Genomic DNA, 22,212 nt, shown 5'->3' with positions numbered 1-22,212 from the left:
CCAGCCAGAGGGAGCAGAGCACCGGTGGCCATCAACGCCCGCATCGCCGTTTCCGGCAGCATCGCAACCGACCATCTCATGCACTTCCCCGGCCGGTTCGCCGAGCAGCTGGTCGCCGACCAGCTGCACCGCGTCTCGCTGAGCTTCCTGGCCGACGACCTGGTGGTCCGCCGCGGCGGGATCGGCGCCAACATCGCGTTCGGCCTCGGGGTGCTCGGCGCGAAGCCGGTGCTGGTCGGCGCGGCGGGCGCGGACTTCGCCGACTACCGGTCCTGGCTGGAGCGCCACGGCGTGGACGCGTCCGGCGTGCTGATCTCGGAGCTGGCCCACACCGCGCGGTTCGTGTGCACCACGGACGACGACCTCAACCAGATCGCCACCTTCTACGCCGGCGCGATGGCCGAGGCCCGCAACATCGAGCTGGGCCCGATCGCGGACCGCGTCGGCGGGATCGGGCTGATGCTGATCGGCCCGGACGACCCGGACGGCATGCTCCGGCACGCGGACGAGTGCCGCCAGCGCGGGATCGACTTCGCGGTGGACCCGTCGCAGCAGCTGGCCCGCATGAACGGGGAGCAGGCGCGGCGCTTCGTCGACGGGGCGAAGTACCTGTTCACCAACGACTACGAGTGGGAGCTGCTGCTCCAGAAGACGGCCTGGTCCGAGGCCGACGTGCTGGACCACGTCGGCATCCGCATCACCACCCTCGGCGAGAAGGGTGTGGAGATCGTGGGCAGGGACGGGCTGGCCCTGGAGGTCGGCGCGGTGCCCGAGCTGGCGAAGGCCGACCCGACCGGCGTCGGCGACGGCTTCCGGGCGGGTTTCCTGGCCGGCCTGAACGCGGACCTGAGCCTGGAGCGCTCCGCCCAGCTGGGTTCGATGATCGCCGTGCTGGTGCTGGAGACCGTCGGCACGCAGGAGTGGACGCTCGACCGGGAGTCCGCGCTGACCCGCATCGGCGCCGCGTTCGGCCCCGATGCCGCGGCCGAGATCGCCCCCGCGCTGCCCGCCTGACCGCAGCCGCGGGAACTGGTCGGGTCTGAACGACCACCCACCGCCGACCGCGGACACCCGGCGGCCGGCGAGGCAGGACGATCTGGCCCCGCCCCGACTGGTCACGGCCCCAAGCGCGCCATTGGCAGCACGACCTGTCCGCCGCCCCTGGCGGTCGGCGGTGCGGGACCATCAGGCCCCGCGCTGCCCACCTGACTGGCCGCGGCCCCACGCCCGGCGGCACTGCCCGCCAGCGCAACGTACCCGTCACCGGCCGCCGCCGCAGCACAACGAAGCCCCGTGCTGCTTACCCGACCACCAAACAAAAACGGGCCGCAGCCCGGCGGCTGCGGCCCGTTCAACACTCGTCTCAGATGCGCACGGGGTAGACCGGCTCCGGGATCTCCGGCTTGATCCGGTGCTCGATGAAGATGCCGTGCCAGATCATGAACACCAGCAGCGCCCAGATGCGCCTGCTGTGGTCCAGCGTGCCCGCCTTGTGCTCGTCCAGCAGGCGCTGCACGGCCTGCTTGTCCAGCAGCTCGCCGGTCTGCGAGTCGGCGATGATGCCGCGCGCCCAGTCGTACATCTCGTCCCGCAGCCACAGCCGGATCGGCACCGGGAAGCCCAGCTTGCGCCGGTTCAGCACGTGCGCGGGGACGATGCCCTCCAGCGCGCGGCGCAGCGCGTACTTCGTCGTCTCCTTGGTGATCTTCTGGTCCAGCGGGATGCCGGCCGCGACCTTGAACACCTCCGCGTCCAGGAACGGCACCCGCAGCTCCAGCGAGTTCGCCATGGTCATCTTGTCGGCCTTGACCAGGATGTCGCCGCGCAGCCAGGTGAACAGGTCCACGTGCTGCATCCGCGCGACCGGGTCCCAGTTCGCCGACGTGCGGTAGTGCTCGGCGGTGACGTCCTTGTGGCCGACGCCCTCCTGGAACGTCTTCAGCACCCCGCGCAGCTGGTCGTCGCGGAAGATGCGGGCGTTGCCGTAGTAGCGCTCCTCCAGCGGCAGCGCGCCGCGGCGCAGCAGGTCCTTGCCGCGCGTGCCCTCCGGGATCCGCTCCGACACCTTGCCGATGACCTTGCGCAGGCTGCCCGGCACCTTCTCGAACGGCGCCAGCGACAGCGGCTCGTTGTAGATCGTGTAGCCGCCGAACAGCTCGTCCGAGCCCTCGCCGGACAGCACCGCCTTGACGTGCTTGCGCGCCTCCCGCGCGATGAACCACAGCGGCACCAGCGCCGGGTCGGCCACCGGGTCGTCGAGGTACCAGACGATGAGCGGCAGCGCCTCCATCATCTCGTCGGCCGACACGGTCCGGATGACGTGCTTCACGCCGATCGCGGCCGCGGACTCGGCCGCCACGTCGACCTCGGAGTAGCCCTCGCGCTCGAACCCGGTGGTGAACGCGATCAGGTTCGGGTTGTGCTCCTTGGCCAGCGCCGCGATCGCGGTCGAGTCGATGCCGCCGGAGAGGAACGTGCCGACGGTGATGTCCGGGTCGGCGATCATGTGCTTGCCGACCGAGTCGCGCATCACGTCGCGGATCCGCTCATGCAGGATCTTCGCCTCGGCCTCGCCGCGGACCGGCTTGGCGGCGAACTCGGGGAAGAAGTAGCGCTCGATCTTCGGCGCGCCGCCGGGGGAGACGGTGAACGAGGTGCCGGACTCGATGCGGCGGATGCGCGTGTGCAGCGTCTCCGGCTCCGGCACGTACTGCAGCGTCAGGTAGTGCTGCAGCGCGGTCCGGTCCAGCTGCTTGGTGATCCCCAGCACGCCGGAGAGCTCCAGCAGCGACTTCTTCTCGCTGGAGAACGCCGTGCCGCCCGGCCCGTGCGTGTAGAACAGCGGCTTGATGCCGAACGGATCACGTGCGCCGAAGATCACCTTCTCCTCGGCGTCCCAGATCAGGAACGCGAACATCCCACGCAGCTTGGACACCGCGGCGCGGCCCCAGTGGTGGTAGGCCGCGACGATCGCCTCGCCGTCGCCCTCTGTGGCGAACTTCGCACCGTGCTCCTCCGTGAGCTGTTCCCGCAGCTCACGGTAGTTGTAGATCTCGCCGTTGAAGTTCAGCGTGTACCGGTTCGGCGACTCCGGCGGGCCCCAGGTCAGCGGCTGGTGGGCGTGCTCGACGTCGATGAACGCGAGCCGGTTGAAGCCGTAGACGACCTCGCCGTCGGTCCAGGTGTCGCGCTCGTCGGGACCGCGATGACGCTGGCAGCGCATGGCTTCGCCGACCGCGTCACGCGCGTTGACCGCGTCGTTCTCAGTGGCACACACCAGTCCAAGCAGGCCGCACACGGATATTCACACCTCGAGGTCGTGGCCGGATGTCGAGCGCCCAGTATGCCCGCAGCCCCCGCCACGAACGGTCACCCCTTGGGCTGCGGATCGCGGTAGCTCGGCTAGGCTCCCGCTGGTAAGCCAGAAATCGTCAAGGAGGCCTGGGTTGAAAGGGCGCTGCGCAGTGGGCAGGGATGAGCGCACTCCGGCATCACGTTCGGCGAAAGTGGGTAAGGTCGCCGCGCTGGCCGGGCTCGTCGCGCTCCTGGCGACCGGGTGCTCCGGTGACGAGGTGCTGCGGTTCGGGTGGCCCGTCGGCGTGACCAAGGAGTCCGAGGACATGCGCGTCCTCTGGACCTGGTCCGTCATCGCCGCGCTCGTCGTCGGTGTGATCGTGTGGGGCCTGATCTTCTGGTCGGTCGCGTTCCACCGGAAGAAGAAGACCGACGGCCCCGGCGACCTGCCGCGGCAGTTCCAGTACAACGTGCCGCTCGAGCTGTTCTGCGTCGTGCTGCCGCTCGTGATGGTCTGCGTGCTGTTCTTCTTCACCGCGACCACCGAGAGCAAGGTGCTGGCCGAGGAGCCGGACCCGGACGTCACGGTCGACGTGATCGCGTTCCAGTGGAACTGGGAGTTCGACTACCCGAGCGCCCCGAAGGACGCCAACGGCCAGGTCATCAAGACCGTCGGCAGCTCGAGCGAGATCCCGATCCTGGTCCTGCCCGCAGGCAAGCGCATCCAGTACAACCTGCGCTCGGCCGACGTCATCCACTCGTTCTGGGTGCCGGAGTTCCACTTCAAGCGGGACGTGTTCCCGGACCCGGAGAAGAACAACCAGGACCCGTCGTTCCAGAACACGATCGACCGGACCGGTGCGTTCGTCGGCCGCTGCGCCGAGCTGTGCGGCACCTACCACTCGGGCATGAACTTCGAGGTCCGGGCGCTGCCCGCCGACCAGTTCGACCGCTACATCCAGCTGCGCACCCAGATCAACCCGGCCACCGGGCAGCCGAACACCACCGCCGAGGCGCTGGCCGCGCTGAACTGCGGCGAGCTGTGCGCGCCGCAGGCGACCACGACGAAGCCGTTCAACACCGACCGCACGCTGCGGACGCAGTCCGGCTGAGCCGGTTGGTTCCCGTGGGTGTTGGAAGCATGAACACAGTGAGGACAGCGTCATGAAGGTCGAAGCCCGGATTTTCGACTTGGTCACCGCTTTCGCGTTCTTCATCGCGATCGTGTACGGCGTGTGGACCGGCCTGGCCAGTGGCTACGGCGTCGAGCCGGTCGGCCTGGTCGCCCTGATCCTGACCGGCGGGCTGTCCCTCCTGGCGGGCAGCTACATGCGGTTCGTCGGCCGCCGGATCGAACCGCGTCCGGAGGACCGCGACGACGCCGAGATCAGCGACGGCGCGGGCGAGATGGGCTTCTTCAGCCCGGGCAGCTACTGGCCGATCGGACTGGCCGCCTCGGCCGCGTTCGTCGGTCTCGGACTGGCGTTCTTCCACATCTGGATGCTGGTCGTCGGCGGCATCCTGATCCTGCTCACGGTCGGCGGCCTGGTGTTCGAGTACCACACCGGCCCCAACCACGAGTGACCTGATCCGCGAAAAGGGCCCGCCCGGTTTTCCACCGGGCGGGCCCTTTTCGTTGTGGAGCGCGGGATTTTCAGCCCCTCAGCTCACCGGAACGCCGCCCAGCGGGCCAGCAGATCCGCCGCAGCGCCGGAATCCACGGCCTCCGCGGCCCGCGACAACCCCGCCGCGAGATCGTCCGTCAGCGACGAGCTGAACCCGGCGTGCGCGGCCAGCGCCCCGGCCGCGTTCAGCAGCACCGCGTCCCGCACCGGCCCCGGCTTGCCCGCCACCAGTTCACGCACCACCTCGGCGTTGGCCGCCGGGTCGCCGCCCCGCAGGTCCTCCGCCGTGGCGCGCGCGATGCCCAGCTCGGCCGGGTCCAGCGACTCGGCCCGCACCGATCCGCCGGACACGACCCACACCGAGCTGGTCGTCGTCGTGGTCAGCTCGTCGAGGCCGTCGTCACCGCGGACCACCAGCGCCGACGTGCCGCGGCCGGCGAACACCCGCGCCAGCACCTCGGTCTTGTCCGGGAACGCGCACCCGATCAGCCCGGCCGTCGGCTGCGCCGGGTTGGTCAGCGGCCCCAGCAGGTTGAACGCCGTCGGCACCCCAAGCTCCCGGCGCGGCGCGCCCGCGTGCCGGAACCCGGGGTGGAACACCGGCGCGAAGCAGAACCCGATGCCCAGCTCGTCGACGCACCGCTGGACCCCCTCCGGCGGCAGGTCGATCGCCACCCCGAGGGCCTCCAGCACGTCCGCGGTCCCGGCCTTCGACGACGCCGCCCGGTTGCCGTGCTTCACCACCGGCACCCCGGCGGCCGCGGTGACCAGCGAGGCCATCGTCGAGATGTTCACCGACCCGGACCGGTCACCGCCGGTGCCGACGATGTCGACCGCGTCCCGGGCGATCCGCACCCGGCGCGCGTGCGACAGCATCGCGTCCGCGAGGCCGGTGATCTCGGCCGGCGTCTCGCCCTTGGCGCGCAGCGCGACCAGGAAACCGCCGACCTGGGCCGGCGTGGCCTCCCCGGACATCACCTGGTCCATCGCCCACGCGGTGTCCTCCGCGGAGAGGTCGGCGCCGGCGATCAGCTGGTTGAGCAGCGTGGGCCAAGTCTGCGTGCCCATGGTCACCTTTCACGGCCGGCGAACCGGCCTCATTCGGTCGCGGCGCCTCAGCCCCGGACGACCGGGACCCGGCGGGCCCGCAGCACGTCCGCGACCGTCTCCGCCGCGGTCAGCGGGTCGAGCGGATGGACCAGGACGGCGTCGGCCTGCGACCAGGTCGCCAGCCAGCGGTCGTCCTTGCGCCGCACGGCGATCACGATGGGCGGGCAGTCGTCGATCTCGTTCTTCAACTGCCTGCACAGCCCGATGCCGCCGGTCGGCTGGGCCTCGCCGTCCAGGATCGCCAGATCGACCGCGCCCTCGTCCATCTCGGCCAGCACGTCGGCCACTCCGGCGGCCTCGACGTAGTCGACCCGGCCCAGGTCGGTGGCGGGCCTGCGGCCGACCGCCGTGATGATCGACTCCCGCACTTCGGGACGGTGGCTGAACACCAGGATCCGCGTGGACTGTTCGGACAAGTCGACCCTCCGGCTTCGTCGCTGTACTGGTCGTGTCGATGCTAGCCGTCCCGGCCGGTTCCACCCAGGCCCATCGGCTGTAGCGCGTCCCAGCCGAGCCAGTCGCCGTCCAGCCGCTGCGCCAGCCCGGCCATCCGGGCCCGTTCCTGCGCACAGTGCAGTGCGTCGAGCTTCTGCACGCGCAGCGCGTGCACCCGGACGGGTCCTTCGCCGCCGGGCCCGGGGCGCAGCTCCCACCCGTCCTGGGCGAGCACCGACGCGGCCTCGGTGACCCGATCCGGTGGCAGCATGAGGTGGTGGCGCAGAATCGCCGGCTCGTCCGGCCGCCAGCGGTGTGATCTGCCCAGCACCGCCGAGTCGGCTTCGGCGACGTCGAAGGCCTCGGCCACGACCACGACACCCTCGGTGTCCACGGTGAGGTCCGGTCCGCCACGCTTTCGCAGCAGGTCACGAACCCGATCGATGATTCCCACGCCCTGATCCTCACCCTCCGCGTTCGTCACTGTGACCAACACCCCCGGCGCGGCGTGCCGGACCCGACCAAGCAGGTCGCTTCGCAGGGAGACATAATGCGACCCGTGACAACGGCAGCTCCCACCATCAGCCAGCGGGTGCACTCGCTGAACCGGCCGAACATGGTCAGCGTCGGCACGATCGTGTGGCTCTCCAGCGAGCTCATGTTCTTCGCCGGGCTGTTCGCGATGTTCTTCACGGTCAAGGCGCAGAACGACACGGGGGTCTGGCCGCCGATCAACCCGGCGACCGACGAGCCCATCCACCTCGACATCCCGTACGCGCTGCCCTTCACCATCATCCTGGTGGCGTCGTCGTTCACCTGCCAGCTCGGCGTGTTCGCCGCCGAGCGCGGTGACGTCTACGGGCTGCGCCGCTGGTACGTCATCACCCTGATCATGGGCGCGATCTTCGTCGCCGGTCAGGCTGGTGAGTACGTCACGCTTGTCGAAGAGGGCGTGACCATCCCGTCCGGTGCCTTCGGCACGGTGTTCTTCCTGGCGACCGGTTTCCACGGTCTGCACGTGATCGGTGGTCTCGTCGCCTTCGTCTTCTTGCTCATCCGCACCAAGCTGAGCAAGTTCACCCCCGCGCAGGCGACCTCGGCGATCGTCGTGTCCTACTACTGGCACTTCGTCGACATCGTGTGGATCGGCCTGTTCGCGGTCATCTACATCATCCCGTGACCGCGCCAGCCACCCCATGGACCGGCCTGAACTGACAGCAAGGGTTGCCGAAGAATGACCACCAGCAAGAACACCTCCAGGCGCCGCTTCGGCGCCCGCACCAAGCTGCGCCGCCGCATCGCCGGCGCGCTCGCGCTCGGTGTGGCGCTGGTCGGCGCCGGCCTGGGCTACGCCCTCCTGGTGCCGCAGCCGCAGACCGCGCAGGCGCAGGACGACCCGGCGCAGCTGCGCCTCGGCCAGCAGGTCTACAACAACAGCTGCATCAGCTGCCACGGCGCGAACCTGCAGGGCGTCGAGGACCGCGGCCCGAGCCTGATCGGCGTCGGTGACGCGGCGGTGTACTTCCAGACCTCGTCCGGCCGCATGCCCGCGGTCCGCCAGGAGGCGCAGGCCGAGCGCAAGCCGGCCAAGCTGACCCCCGAGGAGATCGACGCGGTCGGCGCCTACATCCAGGCCAACGGCGGCGGTCCGGAGCGGCCCGCCGAGTCCGGCGAGGCACTGCGCGGTGACAACCCGGCGCGCGGTGGCGAGCTGTTCCGCCTCAACTGCGCGTCGTGCCACAACTTCACCGGCCAGGGCGGCGCCCTGTCCGCGGGCAAGTTCGCGCCGGAGCTCGGCCCGGCCAGCGAAGAGCAGATCTACACGGCGATGCTGAGCGGTCCGCAGAACATGCCGAAGTTCTCCGACCGGCAGCTCACCCCCGAGGAGAAGCGGGACATCGTCGCCTACGTCAAGTCCGTGTCCGACGGGAACAACAACCCCGGTGGCAACGGCCTGGGCGGTCTTGGGCCGGCCTCGGAGGCGCTCGTCGCGTGGATCGTCGGCATCGGCGCCATCGTCGGCGTGACTTTGTGGATTGGATCGAGGGCATGACTAGCATGGAAGAGCACCCGGGCGCCGGGCGCGAGCCGGGGGTTCCCCAGCCTTCCGAGGCCGAACTGGCCGAGATGGACCGCGACCAGCTGGTCAAGCTGGGCACCAAGCTCGACGGCGTCGAACTGGTCGACTACCCGGACCCGTGGCCGGTCAAGGGCACCCGCGCGGAGAAGCGCGCGGAGCGGGTCGTGGCGCTGTGGTTCACCATCGCGGCGCTGGCCGGTCTCGGCTTCCTGGTGACCATCTGCTGGCCGGAGTGGTGGGAGTACAAGGCCCCGGACACCGGCGAGTACGAGCGGTACGCGCTCTACACGCCCGTCCTGGGCTTCACGCTCGGCCTGTCGATCCTCGCGCTGGGCATCGGCGTGCTGCTCTACACGAAGCGGTTCATCCCGAACGAGCTCGCGGTGCAGGAGCGCCACGACGGCGACGGCAAGGGCTCGGCCGAGATCGACCGCAAGACGATCGTGGCGCAGCTGGCCGACGCCGGTAACCGCAGCACGATCGGCCGCCGCTCGCTGGTCAAGCGCACCGCGGGTCTCGGCGCCGGTGTGATGGGCCTCGGCCTGGTCGCGCTGCCGGTCGCGTCGTTCATCAAGAACCCGTGGAAGGACCCCGAGTCCAAGGACAACCTGGCCCACACCCCGTGGAAGCCGGAGTACCCGGGCGAGGTCGTCTACCTGCGCCGCTACACCGGCAAGACCGGCGAGGTCGTCCTGCTGCGCCCGGAGGACCTGGACGCGGGCGCGATGGAGACGGTCTACCCGTTCCGGGAGAGCGAGCGCGGCGACCACGAGAAGCTGGCCGCGGTCTTCATGCGCGCGGACGCCCCGGTCATGCTGATCCGCCTGCGTCCCGAGGACGCCCAGCGGGTCGTCAAGCGTGAGGGGCAGGAGGACTTCAACTTCGGCGACTACTACGCCTACACGAAGATCTGCAGCCACGTCGGCTGCCCGACTTCGCTGTACGAGCAGCGGACCAACCGGATCCTGTGCCCGTGCCACCAGTCGCAGTTCGACGCCCTGCACTACGCCAAGCCCATCTTCGGCCCGGCGACCCGCGCGCTTGCGCAGTTGCCCATCACGGTCAACGATGAGGGGTACTTCGTGGCGCGGGGAGACTTCATCGAGCCGGTCGGCCCCGCCTATTGGGAGCGCAAGTCATGAGTTCACTCACCACGCCGACACGGGGCTCCAGCATGCTGGAGCGGCACGCCGCCGAGGCCGCGAACAACATGGACCAGCGGTACCGCCTGGCCAAGGGCCTGCGGCACCAGATGAACAAGGTCTTCCCGACCCACTGGTCGTTCCTGCTCGGTGAGATCGCGCTCTACAGCTTCATCGTCGTGATCATCACGGGTGTCTACCTGACCCTGTTCTTCGATCCGTCGATGTCCGAGGTCGTCTACAACGGGCCGTTCAAGAACCTGCAGGGCGTCGAGATGTCCCGCGCGTTCCAGACGACCCTGGAGATCTCGTTCGAGGTCCGCGGCGGTCTGTTCGTCCGCCAGCTGCACCACTGGGCCGCGCTGGTGTTCGTCGCGGCGATGATGGTGCACATGTTCCGGATCTTCTTCACCGGAGCGTTCCGCAGGCCGCGCGAGGCCAACTGGGTCATCGGCGCGCTGCTGCTGATCCTGGGCATGTTCGAGGGCTTCTTCGGCTACTCGCTGCCGGACGACCTGCTGTCGGGCACCGGTATCCGCGCCACCCTGTCGGGCATCGTGCTCTCGGTGCCGATCATGGGCACCTGGCTGCACTGGGCGCTGTTCGGCGGGGAGTTCCCCGGCGACGAGATCGTGCCGCGCATGTACACGCTGCACATCCTGCTGCTGCCGGGCATCATGCTCGCGCTGGTCGGTGTGCACCTGGCGCTGGTCTGGTACCAGAAGCACACCCAGTTCCCTGGCGTGCGGCGCAAGGAGACCAATGTCGTCGGCGTGCGGATCATGCCGGTGTTCGCCGCGAAGGCCGGCGCGTTCTTCGTCATCGTCACCGGCATCCTGTCGATCATGGCGGGCATCTTCCAGATCAACCCGATCTGGAACCTGGGCCCGTACAACCCGGGGCAGGTGTCGGCGGGCTCGCAGCCGGACTGGTACCTCGCCTGGGCCGACGGCATGCTGCGGATCTTCCCCGCGTGGGAGCTCTACCTGGGCAACTACACGGTCCCGGCGGTGTTCTTCGCAGGCGCGGTATGGATGCCGATCCTGTTCGCGCTGCTGATCGGCTACCCGTTCATCGAACGGAAGCTGTCCGGCGACACCGCGCACCACAACCTGCTGCAGCGCCCGCGTGACGCACCGGTCCGCACCTCGATCGGCATGATGGCGCTGGCGTTCTTCATGGTGATCGAGCTGTCCGGGTTCAACGACATCATCGCGGACAAGTTCAACATCTCCCTGAACGCGACCACGTGGGCCGGCCGCATCGGCATCCTGGTGCTGCCGCCGCTGGCGTACTTCATCACCTACCGGATCTGCCTGGGCCTGCAGCGGTCCGACCGGGAGGTGCTGGAGCACGGCATCGAGACCGGCATCATCAAGCGCCTGCCGCACGGTGAGTTCATCGAGATCCACCAGCCGCTGGGCGGTGTGGACGACCACGGCCACGCCATCCCGCTGGAGTACCAGGGCGCGGCGGTGCCGAAGAAGATGAACAAGCTCGGCGCGGCCGGGCGTGCGGTGCCGGGCACGATGCTGGCGCCGGACCCGGTCGAGGAGACCGCGGCGCTCGACCGGGCCCGCGGCAACGGGCACGGCAACGGCCACGTCCCCGGCGAGCTGCCCGAGAAGGGTGAGGTCCCCTCGGGCTGGAAGACGCCGGACCACTAAGTCACGGTCACGAGAAGGGCCCCCGGAGCGATCCGGGGGCCCTTCCTCGTTCCTGGGTTCAGTCGGCGTCCTCGACGCCGATCGCGAACGCGGACTCGGTGTCGGCGGTGGAGTAGGACCGGAACGCGATGTGCGTGTCGGTGTCGATCACGCCCGGCACCTTGCCGATCTTGGCCGGGATGAGGTCGGCGAGCTCCTCGTGGGCGTGCACCCGCACGATCGCGATCAGGTCGACGTCCCCGGCGCACGAGTACACCTCCGCCACGCCGTCGATGTCGGCGATCGCCTGCGCGGTCTCCGGGATGCTGTCCGCCACGGCATGGATCAGCACGATCGCGGTGATCACTCACGTCCTCCTCGCGTAATTGGGTAGCGCGGCGATCGTAGCTCCCCGCGTCCCTACCCGGCCTGCTCGAGCGACACGGCGGTGGCGACCTGCTCCAGCCAGCCGCGCCACGGACCGGCGCCGTGCGCGGGCTCCGACCAGGGCACGGCCGTGCGCACCAGGCGGACGCCGGGCCGGGTGAGCCAGCGCAGCAGGATCGACGTCTCCTCGGGCGGCGCCCCGTACAGGGGCCCCGGGCCGGGCTCGACCGTCTCCGCGGACGCCACGAGCTGCTCGACCACCGGCATCGGCGGCACGCCGCGCCGGGCCACGCCGGCGGAGGCCAGCCTGCCGTGCCGGATCACCGCGAACTCCCAGCCGCGGTTGCCGTCCGGGGCCGCCGCGACCAGCTCCGGGATCGCGGCCAGCGACGACAGCCGGTGGGCCCGGTCCACGGCGCGCACCAGCACGGCGAGCTCGTCCCGCCGCCGCGCCGCCTGCTCGAAGTGCTCGGCCCCGGCCAGATCGTCGAGCTGGCGGCGGGCGGACTCCAGCGGCCGGGCGCCGCGCCCGGCGACCAGGTCGACGATCGCGTGCACGCCGGGGGAGTACTCCTCCACGCTTTGCCTGCCGGCGCACGGCGCCCCGCACCGCCCGAGCTCGGCGAGCGCGCACGGCCGGCCGGACGGCGAGTGCGCGGGGATCCGCTGTGTGCACGTGCGCAGGCCCACGGCGCCGGCCAGGGCGTCCGCCGCGATCTTGGCCGTGACCTGCGAGGAGAACGGGCCGAGGGCGCCGTCCTTGGGCAGCCGCACCACGGACAGGCGCGGGAAGGCCTCGTCGGTGAGAACGATCCACCACGACTTGCGCGGGTTCTTGGAGCGCCGGTTGTAGGAGGGCCGGTGCGCGGCGATCAGCCGCAGCTCCCGGACCTGGGCCTCCAGTGCGTGGCTGCACTCGATGCCGTCGACCCGCTCGGCGAGGGCCACCATCTCGCGGATCCGGCCGCGGCTTTCCGAACCGGTGAAGTACTGGCGCACCCGGCGGCGCAGGTTGCTCGCCGTCCCGACGTACAGGACCTCGTCGCCCGGTCCGCGGAACAGGTAGACGCCAGGGCGTTCCGGCAGGTGCGCCGCCATCCCGCGCTTGCGCCGCTGGGCGGGCGTCACCTCGGGCAGGTAGTCGAGCAGTTCCTCCAGCGACTGCACCCCGACGTTGCCGACCCGCTCCAGCAGCGCGTGCAGCACGTGCACGGTGGCGCGGGCGTCGTCCAGCGCGCGGTGGTTCGGCGTCACCGGCGAGCCGAACAGGGCCGCCAGCGCGGACAGCCGGAAGCTGGGGCTGTCCTGCCGCGTCAACACGCGCCGGGCGAGGCGGACCGTGCACACCACGGCGGGCTTCGGCCACGGGTAGCCGTGGTGCAGGCAGGCCGCCCGCATGAACGACGTGTCGAACGGCGCGTTGTGCGCGACCAGCACCGCGCCGCTGGCGAACTCCAGGAACGCGGGCAGCACGCGGTCGATCTTCGGCGCGTCGTGCAGCATCGCCGAGGTGATGCCGGTCAGCGCCACGATCTGCGGCGGGACGGGCATCCCGGGGTCGACGAGGGTGGCGAACTCACCCAGCACCTCGCCGCCGCGCACCTTGACCGCGCCGATTTCGGTGATGCCGTCCGGGCCCGGCTTGGTCCCGGTCGTCTCCAGGTCGAACACGACGAACGTGGTGTCCCGAAGCGGCGTGCCGAGTTCGTCGAAGGTCAGTTGCGCGCCGTCCGCGAGTTGCATGATCGGCACCATAAGGAGGGGGACCGACAATCCCGGATCACGGCACGAACGGTGATCGTTACCGAAGCGGACTACCCTGAACGGATGTTTCCCTCAGTGCACGCCGAAGAGCCCGAAGACCCCGGTCTCCGGGCGCCCGCGGCGAGCGCGCGCCCGGAGCCGGACGCCAAGTCCGTGAACTGGCGCGATCTGCCGGAGCCGGTGCGCGGCCGGCTCGCCGAGCTGGCCGCCGAGGCACTGGGGAAGATCCCGCGCATCGACATCCCGCAGCAGCTGCGGCCGGTCGCGAAGTTCGCCCCGGCCAAGCGCGCGAAGCTGGGCGGTGCGGCGCTCCTCACAACCCTGGAGGATTCGACCGCGTTCCGCACTGCCGTCCTCGAGTGGGTGCGCGAGTACCGGCCGGACGCGCTCGACCCGAACGACCCGGACCCGGTGGCCGCCGCGGTGGCGGCCGTCCTGCTCGGCGAGGCCAGCGCGGCGACGCGTGTGCGGCTGGTGGTCAAGAACGCGGCGGAGACGGCGCTGCGGGCCGAGCGCGACGCGGCGGTGGCGCGCAGCCAGCGGCTGGAGGCGGAGCTCGCGCGCGTGCGCGAGGAGCTGGCGGAGGCGCGGGAGGCGATCGAGGGCGCCCGCGTGGAGCGCGAGGAGGAGCTGGCGAAGCTGCGCAACCGGCTCCGGGAGCAGGGCACGCAGCTGCGGCAGGCCAAGGACGCCGCCGAGGAGGCGCGTGAGCTGCTGGCGCAGGCCGACGTGCGGCGGGAGCAGGAGGTCGCCGCGGTGACCGCTCAGCTGGAGCGTGAGCGCCAGCGCGCGGCTTCCGAACGGGCGCGGGCCGAGCGGGCGGCGGCGGACGCGGAGATCGCGCGCCAGTCCGCGAAGGAGGCCCGCGAGGCGGACGAGGTGCGCCTGTCGCTGCTCGTCGACACCCTGCAGGGCGCGGTCACGGGGTTGCGGCGGGAGCTGGCGCTGGACACCAGCGCGCGGCGCCCGGCGGACACCGTGCTGGGTGCTACATCGGGCACCGGGGCCGGGCGGCAGGTGCGGGACCCGGCGGTGCTGGACCGGCTGCTCGCGTTGCCGAGCGTGCACCTGATCGTCGACGGCTACAACGTCACCAAGACCGGCTACCCGGAGCTGACGCTGGCCGACCAGCGGAACCGGCTGGTGCAGCAGCTCGGCGCGCTGGCGGCGCGGACGGGCGCGGAGATCACCGTGGTGTTCGACGGCGCCGAGGTGATGTCGGTGCCGACCGTGAGCGCCCGCGGGGTGCGCGTGTTGTTCTCCGACCCCGGCGTGATCGCGGACGACGTGATCCGGTCGCTGGTCGCGGCCGAGCCGCAGGGCCGCCCGCTGGTGGTGGCCTCGACCGACCGCGGAGTGGCCGACTCGGTCCGGCGATCGGGGGCGCACCCGGTCGCATCGGCGGTGCTGCTGGCGCGGCTGGGGCGGGTCTAGAGATTTTTTTCGGCGGTGTTTCCGCAGGTCAGCGGTTTTCCCGTGCACCGTTGGTCCATTCGTTCGATACGCGAGCCCGAAATTGTCGGTGGTCACTCGTACCGTGCATCCCAGTAGCAACGAGGAGGCACGCCATGAACGACAACACCGTGATCATCGAGTGCAACCGGTGCACGCTGAGGGGCCGCGCCTGCGGCGACTGCGTGCTGAGCGCCGTGGTCGACGCCCCGCCGGTCGTCGAACTCGACTTCGAGGAACTCGCCGCGGTCGAGTTGCTCGCCGACGCGGGCCTGGTGCCGCCGCCCCGAACGATCTCCCGAGGCCGGCGCCCGCACGTGCGGCTGCCGGAGCGCCGCGCGGGCTGACCCACGCGATCGCACGGTCTCGGGGGCTGCCGGACGTACTCGGGCGCCTCGGGGTGAATGGGGGAGCGGCCCTGGCGCGGCGGACGGAACCTTGGTCGCCGTTTCGAGCGGAAATCGTGCGCGTGCCGTCGTGGTAGGCGGCGGTTGCGCGCGGAGGGAGCCCACCGCCGCGGCCGGGGGCGACCGTGAGCCGACCCACGACGGAACCCGGCTGCGGTTCGGGGGGTGTGCGCGTGCTGATGGTGGGTGGTCGCTCTGCGTGTGGTTGACCGCCATCAATGCGGCCAAGGGCCGACCGCGTCCCCGACACGCGTGGACGGATCCTCCGTTTGCGGTTCGTGGGGTGTGCGCGTGCCGTCGTAGCGGCCGGCTGAGCCGCGCCCGAACGACCTCGACCACGGCGGCCAACGGCATCGCACGATCCGCCACGCCGAAGAAGACAAACGGTCGCTTCGAGCGGCAAACGGTCAGTAGTCGTGATCCTGCCGACTGTTGCCTTGGTCACACCCACAGGGGAACTGCTGGTCCGAACGGGAAGAGAGGTGATTACGCAAAGTTTTTACCTGGTGCCTGGTGGACGCGACGGCGGTCGTTTCGTAACCTGGCCGAGATCTCGCGCCCGGCAGCCGTCGCGCCCGCGGCGGCGACGCGAGATTGTCGCCGTAGCAGCTTGTCGGGGAGCTGTGCCGGACCCACGCATGGACCCAGATGCGCTACCCCCTGCGTCTGGACATGCCGGGTTACCGTCGTAGACCGGTTCGGGTGCTTGTGTCCGCCCGCGCCGGTGCAGTGTGGAGGGTCCCCCGACCTCCTGCGACGGCCGGCGGCGACATGAGTGCAAAGGAGACACGCGCGGCGTGCAGTCGCAACCCATCAAGCGCGTGGTCGCAGGAGCCCTCGCCGCCGCCGCGGTACTCGCGGTCGGTGGTTTCCCCACGGCTCCGGCCGGCGCGGTCCCCCTCCCCGCCCCACAGCAGCCCGCCACCTCGTCGGACGCCCTGGCGCAGTACCGGCAGCTCGCCGCACAGGCCGAGCAGCTGAACGAGGAGGCCATGCAAGCGCAGGCCGACCTCGACGCCAAGCAGGCCGACCTGGACCGGGCCAACGCCGACCTGGCAGCCGCCAACGCGGCCGGTGAGCAGGCGCTCATCGCGAAGAACCAGTACCAGGGCGTGGTCGACCAGTTCGCCGACGCCTCGTTCGTCGGCGGCGTGCAGTTCAACAAGCTGTCCGCCTTGCTGAACGGCACCTCGGCGCAGGACTTCCTGGAGCGCTCCTCCGCTCTGGAAGTGCTCGCCGACGAGAAGAACAAGGCGCTCGCCGACTACAACGCGGCGATCCAGGCGGCTGCCAACGCCCAGGCCGCGGCAGCCGACGCCCAGACGCGCTCGCAGGTCGCCAAGGACGCGGCCGCGACGCTGCTGAACGACCTGCACGCCCGGCAGGCCGCGCTGCAGGCGCAGCTCGACCAGCTGGACCAGGTGCGCCAGCGGCTCACCGCGTCCGAGCGGGCCGCGCAGAAGGACACGGGCGGCCTCGCGCCGAACGTGCCCGCCCCGACGGCGGCCGCCCAGGAGGCGATCGACGTCGCGCTGAGCAAGCTCGGCAGCCCGTACGGCTGGGGCGACACCGGCCCCAGCTCGTTCGACTGCTCGGGCCTGACGCTGTACGCCTACAAGGCGGCGGGCATCACCCTGCCGCGTACGAGCCAGCAGCAGGCCACGGCCGGTGTCGCGGTCTCGCGGGCCCAGCTGCAGCCCGGCGACCTGGTGTTCTTCGGTTCGCCGATCCACCACGTGGGCATCTACCTGGGCGACGGCAAGATGGTGCACGCCCCCGAGACCGGGGACGTCGTCAAGATCTCGCCGTTGCAGAACAACTACGTCTCGGCCCGCCGCGTCGCGGTGAGCTGAGTTCGGCAACACGTCAGGGGCGGCACCGGCCACAACCGGAGCCGCCCCTGACTCGTTCCCGGGCCGCCGCACCCGGAACCGTCCCGGCGCTCCCTAGTAGTCTCCAGCCCGTGCTTCGGACCCTGCTGGTGACCAACGACTTCCCGCCGCGGCCCGGGGGGATCCAGAACTACCTGAACTCCTTCGCGCGCCTGCTGCCGCCGGACCAGCTCGTCGTCTACGCACCCTCCTGGGACAAGCCCTCCGGCTCGCACCCCGAGTTCGACGCCGCCGCGCCGTTCGAGGTGGTCCGGCACCCCACCTCGCTGATGCTGCCCACCCCGGACGTGCTCCGCCGCGCCAAGGACATCCTGCGCGCGCACGACTGCCAGGCCGTCTGGTTCGGCGCCGCGGCCCCGCTGGCCCTGCTCGCCCAGCCGCTGCGGGCCGCGGGCGCGGACTGGGTCGTCGCGAGCACGCACGGGCACGAGGTCGGCTGGTCGATGCTGCCGCTGGCCCGCCAGGCGCTGCGCCGCATCGGCGACACCACCGACGTGATCACCTACGTCAGCAAGTACACCCGCGGCCGGTTCGCGTCGGCGTTCGGCCCGTCCGCCGGGCTGGAGCTGCTGCCGCCGGGCGTCGACCCGGACGTGTTCAAACCGGACCCCGCCGCCCGCGACGAGATCCGCGCCCGGCACGGCCTCGGCGACCGGCCGACCGTCGTGTGCGTGTCCCGGCTCGTGCCGCGCAAGGGCCAGGACATGCTCATCCACGCCCTCCCCGAACTGCGCCGCCGCGTCCCGGACGTCGCACTCCTGCTCGTCGGCGGCGGCCCGTACCGGAAGTCCCTGGAACGGCTCGCCGAGGCGCAGGGTGTCGCCGACGATGTCGTGTTCACTGGTTCGGTGCCGTGGCCCGAGCTGCCCGCGCACTACGCAGCCGGCGACGTCTTCGCCATGCCCGCCCGCACCCGCGGCAAGGGACTGGACGTGGAAGGCCTCGGGATCGTCTACCTGGAGGCCTCGGCGACGGGCCTGCCGGTCGTCGCGGGCAACTCGGGCGGCGCCCCGGAAACCGTCCTCGACGAGGTGACCGGCCACGTCGTCGACGGCCGCGACGTCCACCAGCTGGTCGAGACCCTCACCCCGCTGCTCAACGACCCGTCGCGCGCCCGCAAGATGGGTGTCGCGGGCCGGAACTGGGTGACCGAGCAGTGGCGGTGGGACCTGCTGGGCGCCCGGTTGCGCGCGTTCCTCAGCGGAGAGCCTGCCGTCGCCCCCTGACCGTCACGCGGCCCGCTTCAGCACCGCCGGGTGCCGCGGGTCGTCGGCGCGCACCACCACGTCGGCGATCTCCGCGGGCCGCACCTCCTCCTCGTACCGCTCGAACGCGGGCAGCGCCCACTGCTCGTCTTCGGGCAGGCGGCGCCGCAACGCCCCCGGGGACAGCTGCAGGTGCACGGTCAGCTCGAACGGCAGGCCACGCCCGAGCAACATCTCACCGTCCACGACCAGCACGCCCGGCGCGGGCAGCGGCACCCGCGCGGAGCGGGTGGCGCGGTCGCGAGCCGCGTCCCACAGCGCGGGCAGCACCTCGCCGCTTCCGTTGCGCCCCAATGGGTCCAGCACCTCGCGGCGCAACGCGCCTTCGTCCAGCCAGGACCAGTAGCGGGAGTCCGGGTTCTCCCTGCCGTACTCGAAGCGCAGCGACGCGGGCCGCAGGAAGTCCACAGTGGACACGCGCTGCACCGCGCGGCCGCCGAGCCGCAGCGGGTCGACCAGCGCGTCGGCGAGTGCCGCGGTGCCCGACGGGCCGTCCACGGCGATCCGCACCCACGGCGCGTCCAGCACGAGCACCCGCTCGGCCAGTTCCCCGGCGAGGCGTTCGAAGGTGATGGGGCGATACCGCACGATCTCCCATCGTGCCCCATGACCGGGCCGGAACTGTCGGTGCCTCCTGCCATCATGAGCCCATGACCAAGGAAGTGGGCCGGACCGCCGACGCGGGCTGGCAGGTCGGCGTCTCCCGGACGCTGCCGTACCCGGCCGCCGCCGTCTGGGAGTTCCTGACCAGCAGGGCGGCGCCGAGATCTGGCTCGGCGCCGTCGTCCCCGGTGGCAAGGGGGAGCGCTACGAGACGGCCGGCGGCACGACCCGCGAGGTCCGCAGTCACCGCGAGCTGGACCGCATCCGGCTGACCTGGCGGCCGAAGGACTGGGACCACGACTCGACGGTGCAGATGACGGTTTCGCCGTCGGGCGATCGGACGGTCGTGCGCTTCCACCAGGAATGGCTGGCCGACGCCGAGGAGCGCGCCGCGCAGCGGGAGCACTGGAAGGGGGTGGTGGACCGGGTCGCCGACGCGCTCGCCGCCCGGTGAGCCGGGCACCAATCGCGCCCGCTGCCCGTTGACGACTTGCCGGAGCACGAACGCCACTGGGAGGACCACGAGATGCGCGTGGTGGACGAACCGATCGAGCTCGACGACGACATCATCCAGGACCCGCACGCCCTCTACCGCGCGTTGCGCGAGGAGGGCCCGGTCCGGCCCGCGATCATGCCCCGCGGGTTGCGGGTCTGGCTGGTCTCGGGGTACGCGGAGGCCAAGGCGCTGCTCGCGGACCCGCGGCTGAGCAAGGACGCCAACCGGGCGCAGGAGCTGTTCCAGATGCGCCTGACGGCGACCGGGGGGACGGGCGGCGACGACCCGTCGGGCAGCCTGCTGCGCCACCACATGCTCAACAGCGACCCGCCGGACCACACGCGGCTGCGCAAGCTGGTCAACAAGGCCTTCACCGCGCGCACCGTCGCCGCCCTGCGGCCGCGCATCGAGCAGATCACCGACGAGCTGCTGGACGCCGTGGCCGCGCGCGGCCGGGTGGACCTGCTGGACGCGTTCGCCTACCCGCTGCCGATCACGGTGATCTGCGAGCTGCTCGGCATCCCCGAGGAGGAGCGCGGCGACTTCCGCGAGTGGTCGAACACACTGCTCAACTCCGGGCCCGAGGACGACTTCCACGCCGCGGCCCGCTCGATGGCCGGCTACCTCACGGCGCTGGTCGCGGCCAAGCGCGCGGCGCCGACCCAGGACCTGCTGTCCGACCTGGTGCACGTCTCGGACGAGGGTGACCAGCTGTCGCCGGAAGAGCTGGTGGCGATGGCGTTCCTGCTGCTCGTCGCCGGGCACGAGACGACGGTCAACCTGATCGGCAACAGCGTCCTGGCGTTGCTGCGGCACCCGGACCAGCTCGCGGCCCTGCGGGCCGACCCGTCGCTGCTGCCCGGCGCCGTCGAGGAGTTCCTGCGGTTCGAGGGGCCGATCAACATCGCGACCCTGCGGTTCACGGTGGAACCGGTGCCGATCGGCGGCGTCGAGATCCCGGCGAACGAGTTCGTGATGGTCTCACTGGTGGGCGCCAACCGCGACGGCGAGCGGTTCCCGGAGCCGGACCGCCTGGACGTCACCCGCCCGGCCGGTGGTCACCTGGCCTTTGGCCACGGCATCCACTACTGCGTCGGGGCGCCGCTCGCCCGGCTCGAAGCGGAGGTCGCCCTCGGCCGCCTGCTCGAGCGCTTCCCGGTGATCGAGCTCGACGGCGACCCGGGCGAGCTCCGCTGGCGGGAGAGCACGCTCGTGCACGGCTTGAACACGTTGCCGGTGGTGGTCCGCTGACGCGTCAGTGGTGGTCGTGGCGGTGCCGGTAGACGACCACCGCCATGGCCACGCCCATCAGGCCGTGACCGATGCCCATCAGCGCGCCGCCGGAGATCACGCCGGCCCAGTACGGCACGAGCAGCACCGCGAACGGCACGTACATCCACACGGTCATCTCGAGCACCGAGCGCCGGCTGTGCCGCCGGAACCGCATCCACGCGGCCATCGGCAGGGCCATCTCGGTCGCCATGATCATCGCCCGCCAGTCGGTGCGGTCCAGGACCGCCGACCAGCCCGCCGCGTCGAAACCCAGCCGGACGAGCGGTCCGAGGACCGCCATGCCCAGGCCCATGGCGATCCACATTTCGGCATAGTGCAGCACGGCCCGCCGGGTGGTGGACGAGCCCAGTGACAGGGTGGTCATCCTCATCGCCTCCAGAACGGATAGCTGTACTATCTGAAATGGAAAGCTACTCTACCCATGAGGTTGTGTCCAGAGGGAGGAACGCCGGATGCGCATGGCGGAGCTGAGCCGGGAGTCGGGCGTCCCGGTCGCGACGATCAAGTACTACCAGCGCGAAGGCCTGCTCCCGCCCGGCGAGCTGACCAGCCCCAACCAGGCCCGCTACGGGCCCGCGCACGTGCGCCGGCTGAAGCTGGTGCGTGCCCTGCTGGAGATCGGCGGCCTGTCGGTGGCCGCGGTCGGCGAGGTGCTGAGCGCGATCGACGACCCGGCCACGTCGACGCACGACATCCTCGGCCTGGCTCAGCACGGCCTGCCGGTGGCGAAGCCGGAGGTGACGGCCGACGACCGCGCCTGGGCGCTGAGCCGCATCGAGGAGGTGGCTCGGCGGCGGGGCTGGGAGGTGCACGCCGGATCGCCGGTGGTCGAGTCGCTGGTGGGTGTGCTGTGCGCGCTCCGGGAGGTCGGGCACGAGTGGGTGCTGGACGAACTCGACAGCTACGCCGAGGCGGCGGCCTCGGTCGCCGAGAGGGATGTGTCGGCGGTGGCCCGGCTGGGCGCCACCGAGGCGGTGGTCGAGGGTGCGGTGGTCGGCACTGTTCTCGGTGACGCGTTGTTCGCGGCCCTGCGGCGGATGGCGCACGCGGAGGTCTCGCGGCGGCAGTTCTCCGGCTAGGGCCGGCTCGCGGGGACGGGGATCCCTGGATGTGTCGCGCCGGGTGGGGCGCCATCGAGGCGGTGGTCGAGGGTGCGGTGGTCGGTCTCGCGGCGGCAGTTGTCCGGGTGGGGCCGGCTCGCGGGGACGGGGCTCGGGATGTGTCGTGCCGGGTGGGGGCTGCTGAAGCGGTGGTCGAGGGGGCCGTGGTCGGTCTCGCGGCGGCAGTTGTCCGGGTGGGGCCGGCTCGCGGGGACGGGGAT

The 22,212-nt window shown here is 71.3% G+C and carries 21 protein-coding genes and 1 pseudogene; 14 read left to right on the top strand and 8 right to left on the bottom strand.

From position 1 onward, the window contains the following. Positions 1-24 precede the first annotated feature (24 nt). On the top strand, positions 25-1,014 hold the full coding sequence (locus L2C96_RS26635; RefSeq protein ID WP_020421870.1) for a carbohydrate kinase family protein: 990 nt from the start codon (positions 25-27) through the stop codon (positions 1,012-1,014). A gap of 349 nt (positions 1,015-1,363) precedes the next feature. Here L2C96_RS26635 and asnB read toward each other — a convergent pair whose 3' ends face one another. Then, the gene (gene asnB, locus L2C96_RS26630; RefSeq protein WP_027936436.1) at positions 1,364-3,298 is read right to left on the bottom strand and encodes an asparagine synthase (glutamine-hydrolyzing); all 1,935 of its coding nucleotides are present in this window, start codon (positions 3,296-3,298) and stop codon (positions 1,364-1,366) included. 166 nt (positions 3,299-3,464) lie between these two features. On the opposite strand from asnB, the gene ctaC reads away from it, so the two are divergent. Together ctaC and L2C96_RS26620 are read left to right on the top strand one after the other, a co-directional pair. Then, positions 3,465-4,406 carry an aa3-type cytochrome oxidase subunit II gene (gene ctaC / locus L2C96_RS26625; protein WP_027936435.1) on the top strand — a complete coding sequence of 314 codons (942 nt, stop codon included), beginning with the start codon at positions 3,465-3,467 and terminating at the stop codon, positions 4,404-4,406. 52 nt (positions 4,407-4,458) lie between these two features. After that, positions 4,459-4,878: a cytochrome c oxidase subunit 4 gene (locus tag L2C96_RS26620; RefSeq protein ID WP_017984060.1), complete on the top strand. Its 420-nt coding sequence runs from the start codon at positions 4,459-4,461 to the stop codon at positions 4,876-4,878. 83 nt (positions 4,879-4,961) lie between these two features. Here L2C96_RS26620 and trpD read toward each other — a convergent pair whose 3' ends face one another. From trpD to L2C96_RS26605, 3 genes are read right to left on the bottom strand one after another with little or no spacing between them, the layout of a single operon-like run. After that, the gene (gene trpD, locus L2C96_RS26615) at positions 4,962-5,987 is read right to left on the bottom strand and encodes an anthranilate phosphoribosyltransferase (RefSeq protein ID WP_237338193.1); all 1,026 of its coding nucleotides are present in this window, start codon (positions 5,985-5,987) and stop codon (positions 4,962-4,964) included. Positions 5,988-6,034: 47 nt separating this feature from the next. Then, entirely contained in the window at positions 6,035-6,445 is a 411-nt protein-coding gene (locus L2C96_RS26610) for a response regulator (protein ID WP_017984058.1), read from the bottom strand. Between the two features lie 41 nt (positions 6,446-6,486). After that, positions 6,487-6,918, bottom strand: a complete 432-nt coding sequence (locus L2C96_RS26605; protein WP_237338192.1) for a hypothetical protein — start codon at positions 6,916-6,918, stop codon at positions 6,487-6,489. A 96-nt stretch (positions 6,919-7,014) separates the two neighbouring features. On the opposite strand from L2C96_RS26605, the gene ctaE reads away from it, so the two are divergent. From ctaE to qcrB, 4 genes are read left to right on the top strand one after another with little or no spacing between them, the layout of a single operon-like run. Then, positions 7,015-7,644, top strand: coding sequence for an aa3-type cytochrome oxidase subunit III (gene ctaE, locus L2C96_RS26600; protein WP_039791891.1), 630 nt, complete (start codon positions 7,015-7,017; stop codon positions 7,642-7,644). A gap of 54 nt (positions 7,645-7,698) precedes the next feature. Continuing rightward, on the top strand, positions 7,699-8,517 hold the full coding sequence (qcrC, locus tag L2C96_RS26595; RefSeq protein WP_017984055.1) for a cytochrome bc1 complex diheme cytochrome c subunit: 819 nt from the start codon (positions 7,699-7,701) through the stop codon (positions 8,515-8,517). 5 nt (positions 8,518-8,522) lie between these two features. Beyond that, the gene (qcrA, locus tag L2C96_RS26590; RefSeq protein ID WP_020421864.1) at positions 8,523-9,686 is read left to right on the top strand and encodes a cytochrome bc1 complex Rieske iron-sulfur subunit; all 1,164 of its coding nucleotides are present in this window, start codon (positions 8,523-8,525) and stop codon (positions 9,684-9,686) included. Next, positions 9,683-11,353, top strand: a complete 1,671-nt coding sequence (gene qcrB / locus L2C96_RS26585) for a cytochrome bc1 complex cytochrome b subunit (RefSeq protein ID WP_027936433.1) — start codon at positions 9,683-9,685, stop codon at positions 11,351-11,353. The genes qcrA and qcrB overlap by 4 nt, the downstream gene beginning before the upstream one ends. A 58-nt stretch (positions 11,354-11,411) precedes the next feature. Here qcrB and L2C96_RS26580 read toward each other — a convergent pair whose 3' ends face one another. Further along, a complete protein-coding gene (locus tag L2C96_RS26580; RefSeq protein WP_020421862.1) occupies positions 11,412-11,699 on the bottom strand; it encodes an Lrp/AsnC family transcriptional regulator in 288 nt (95 codons plus the stop codon). 53 nt (positions 11,700-11,752) lie between these two features. Further along, positions 11,753-13,474, bottom strand: a complete 1,722-nt coding sequence (locus L2C96_RS26575) for a DEDD exonuclease domain-containing protein (protein ID WP_237338209.1) — start codon at positions 13,472-13,474, stop codon at positions 11,753-11,755. A 72-nt stretch (positions 13,475-13,546) separates the two neighbouring features. Here L2C96_RS26575 and L2C96_RS26570 point away from each other — a divergent pair, with 72 nt between their 5' ends. The 4 genes from L2C96_RS26570 to L2C96_RS26555 all read left to right on the top strand — a co-directional run bounded on the left by L2C96_RS26570 (position 13,547) and on the right by L2C96_RS26555 (position 18,460). After that, a complete protein-coding gene (locus L2C96_RS26570) occupies positions 13,547-14,917 on the top strand; it encodes an NYN domain-containing protein (protein WP_237338191.1) in 1,371 nt (456 codons plus the stop codon). A 134-nt stretch (positions 14,918-15,051) separates the two neighbouring features. Continuing rightward, the gene (locus L2C96_RS26565) at positions 15,052-15,282 is read left to right on the top strand and encodes a hypothetical protein (RefSeq protein ID WP_020421859.1); all 231 of its coding nucleotides are present in this window, start codon (positions 15,052-15,054) and stop codon (positions 15,280-15,282) included. An 857-nt stretch (positions 15,283-16,139) separates the two neighbouring features. Continuing rightward, positions 16,140-17,195 carry a C40 family peptidase gene (locus L2C96_RS26560; protein WP_020421858.1) on the top strand — a complete coding sequence of 352 codons (1,056 nt, stop codon included), beginning with the start codon at positions 16,140-16,142 and terminating at the stop codon, positions 17,193-17,195. 110 nt (positions 17,196-17,305) lie between these two features. Beyond that, positions 17,306-18,460 (top strand): glycosyltransferase family 4 protein, encoded by a 1,155-nt coding sequence (locus L2C96_RS26555; RefSeq protein ID WP_020421857.1) that lies wholly within the window; start codon positions 17,306-17,308, stop codon positions 18,458-18,460. Positions 18,461-18,463: 3 nt separating this feature from the next. Here L2C96_RS26555 and L2C96_RS26550 read toward each other — a convergent pair whose 3' ends face one another. Then, positions 18,464-19,087: a nucleoside/nucleotide kinase family protein gene (locus L2C96_RS26550; RefSeq protein WP_237338190.1), complete on the bottom strand. Its 624-nt coding sequence runs from the start codon at positions 19,085-19,087 to the stop codon at positions 18,464-18,466. Positions 19,088-19,149: 62 nt separating this feature from the next. On the opposite strand from L2C96_RS26550, the pseudogene L2C96_RS26545 reads away from it, so the two are divergent. Together L2C96_RS26545 and L2C96_RS26540 are read left to right on the top strand one after the other, a co-directional pair. Further along, positions 19,150-19,556: pseudogene (locus L2C96_RS26545) on the top strand (SRPBCC family protein). A 72-nt stretch (positions 19,557-19,628) separates the two neighbouring features. Then, complete coding sequence (locus L2C96_RS26540; protein ID WP_237338189.1) at positions 19,629-20,849, top strand: cytochrome P450 family protein; 1,221 nt, start codon at positions 19,629-19,631, stop codon at positions 20,847-20,849. A gap of 4 nt (positions 20,850-20,853) precedes the next feature. Here L2C96_RS26540 and L2C96_RS26535 read toward each other — a convergent pair whose 3' ends face one another. Beyond that, positions 20,854-21,255, bottom strand: a complete 402-nt coding sequence (locus L2C96_RS26535) for a hypothetical protein (RefSeq protein WP_237338188.1) — start codon at positions 21,253-21,255, stop codon at positions 20,854-20,856. 88 nt (positions 21,256-21,343) lie between these two features. Here L2C96_RS26535 and L2C96_RS26530 point away from each other — a divergent pair, with 88 nt between their 5' ends. Then, a complete protein-coding gene (locus tag L2C96_RS26530) occupies positions 21,344-21,970 on the top strand; it encodes a MerR family transcriptional regulator (RefSeq protein ID WP_237338187.1) in 627 nt (208 codons plus the stop codon). Positions 21,971-22,212: the final 242 nt, after the last annotated feature.

The sequence above is a fragment of the Amycolatopsis tucumanensis genome (assembly GCF_021654135.1).
Classification (GTDB): domain Bacteria; phylum Actinomycetota; class Actinomycetes; order Mycobacteriales; family Pseudonocardiaceae; genus Amycolatopsis_E; species Amycolatopsis_E tucumanensis.
Note: the sequence above shows the minus strand (reverse complement) of the source record. Positions and strands in the feature narration are given on the sequence as shown.

Coding starts and splice junctions, on each gene's coding strand:
- L2C96_RS26620 (WP_017984060.1), top strand. CDS start 4,459: ATGAAGGTCGAAGCCCGGATTTTCGACTTGGTCACCGCTTTCGCGTTC.
- trpD (WP_237338193.1), bottom strand. CDS start 5,987: ATGGGCACGCAGACTTGGCCCACGCTGCTCAACCAGCTGATCGCCGGC.
- ctaE (WP_039791891.1), top strand. CDS start 7,015: ATGCGACCCGTGACAACGGCAGCTCCCACCATCAGCCAGCGGGTGCAC.
- qcrC (WP_017984055.1), top strand. CDS start 7,699: ATGACCACCAGCAAGAACACCTCCAGGCGCCGCTTCGGCGCCCGCACC.
- qcrA (WP_020421864.1), top strand. CDS start 8,523: ATGGAAGAGCACCCGGGCGCCGGGCGCGAGCCGGGGGTTCCCCAGCCT.
- qcrB (WP_027936433.1), top strand. CDS start 9,683: ATGAGTTCACTCACCACGCCGACACGGGGCTCCAGCATGCTGGAGCGG.
- L2C96_RS26575 (WP_237338209.1), bottom strand. CDS start 13,474: ATGGTGCCGATCATGCAACTCGCGGACGGCGCGCAACTGACCTTCGAC.
- L2C96_RS26570 (WP_237338191.1), top strand. CDS start 13,547: ATGTTTCCCTCAGTGCACGCCGAAGAGCCCGAAGACCCCGGTCTCCGG.
- L2C96_RS26565 (WP_020421859.1), top strand. CDS start 15,052: ATGAACGACAACACCGTGATCATCGAGTGCAACCGGTGCACGCTGAGG.
- L2C96_RS26540 (WP_237338189.1), top strand. CDS start 19,629: ATGCGCGTGGTGGACGAACCGATCGAGCTCGACGACGACATCATCCAG.
- L2C96_RS26535 (WP_237338188.1), bottom strand. CDS start 21,255: ATGACCACCCTGTCACTGGGCTCGTCCACCACCCGGCGGGCCGTGCTG.
- L2C96_RS26530 (WP_237338187.1), top strand. CDS start 21,344: ATGCGCATGGCGGAGCTGAGCCGGGAGTCGGGCGTCCCGGTCGCGACG.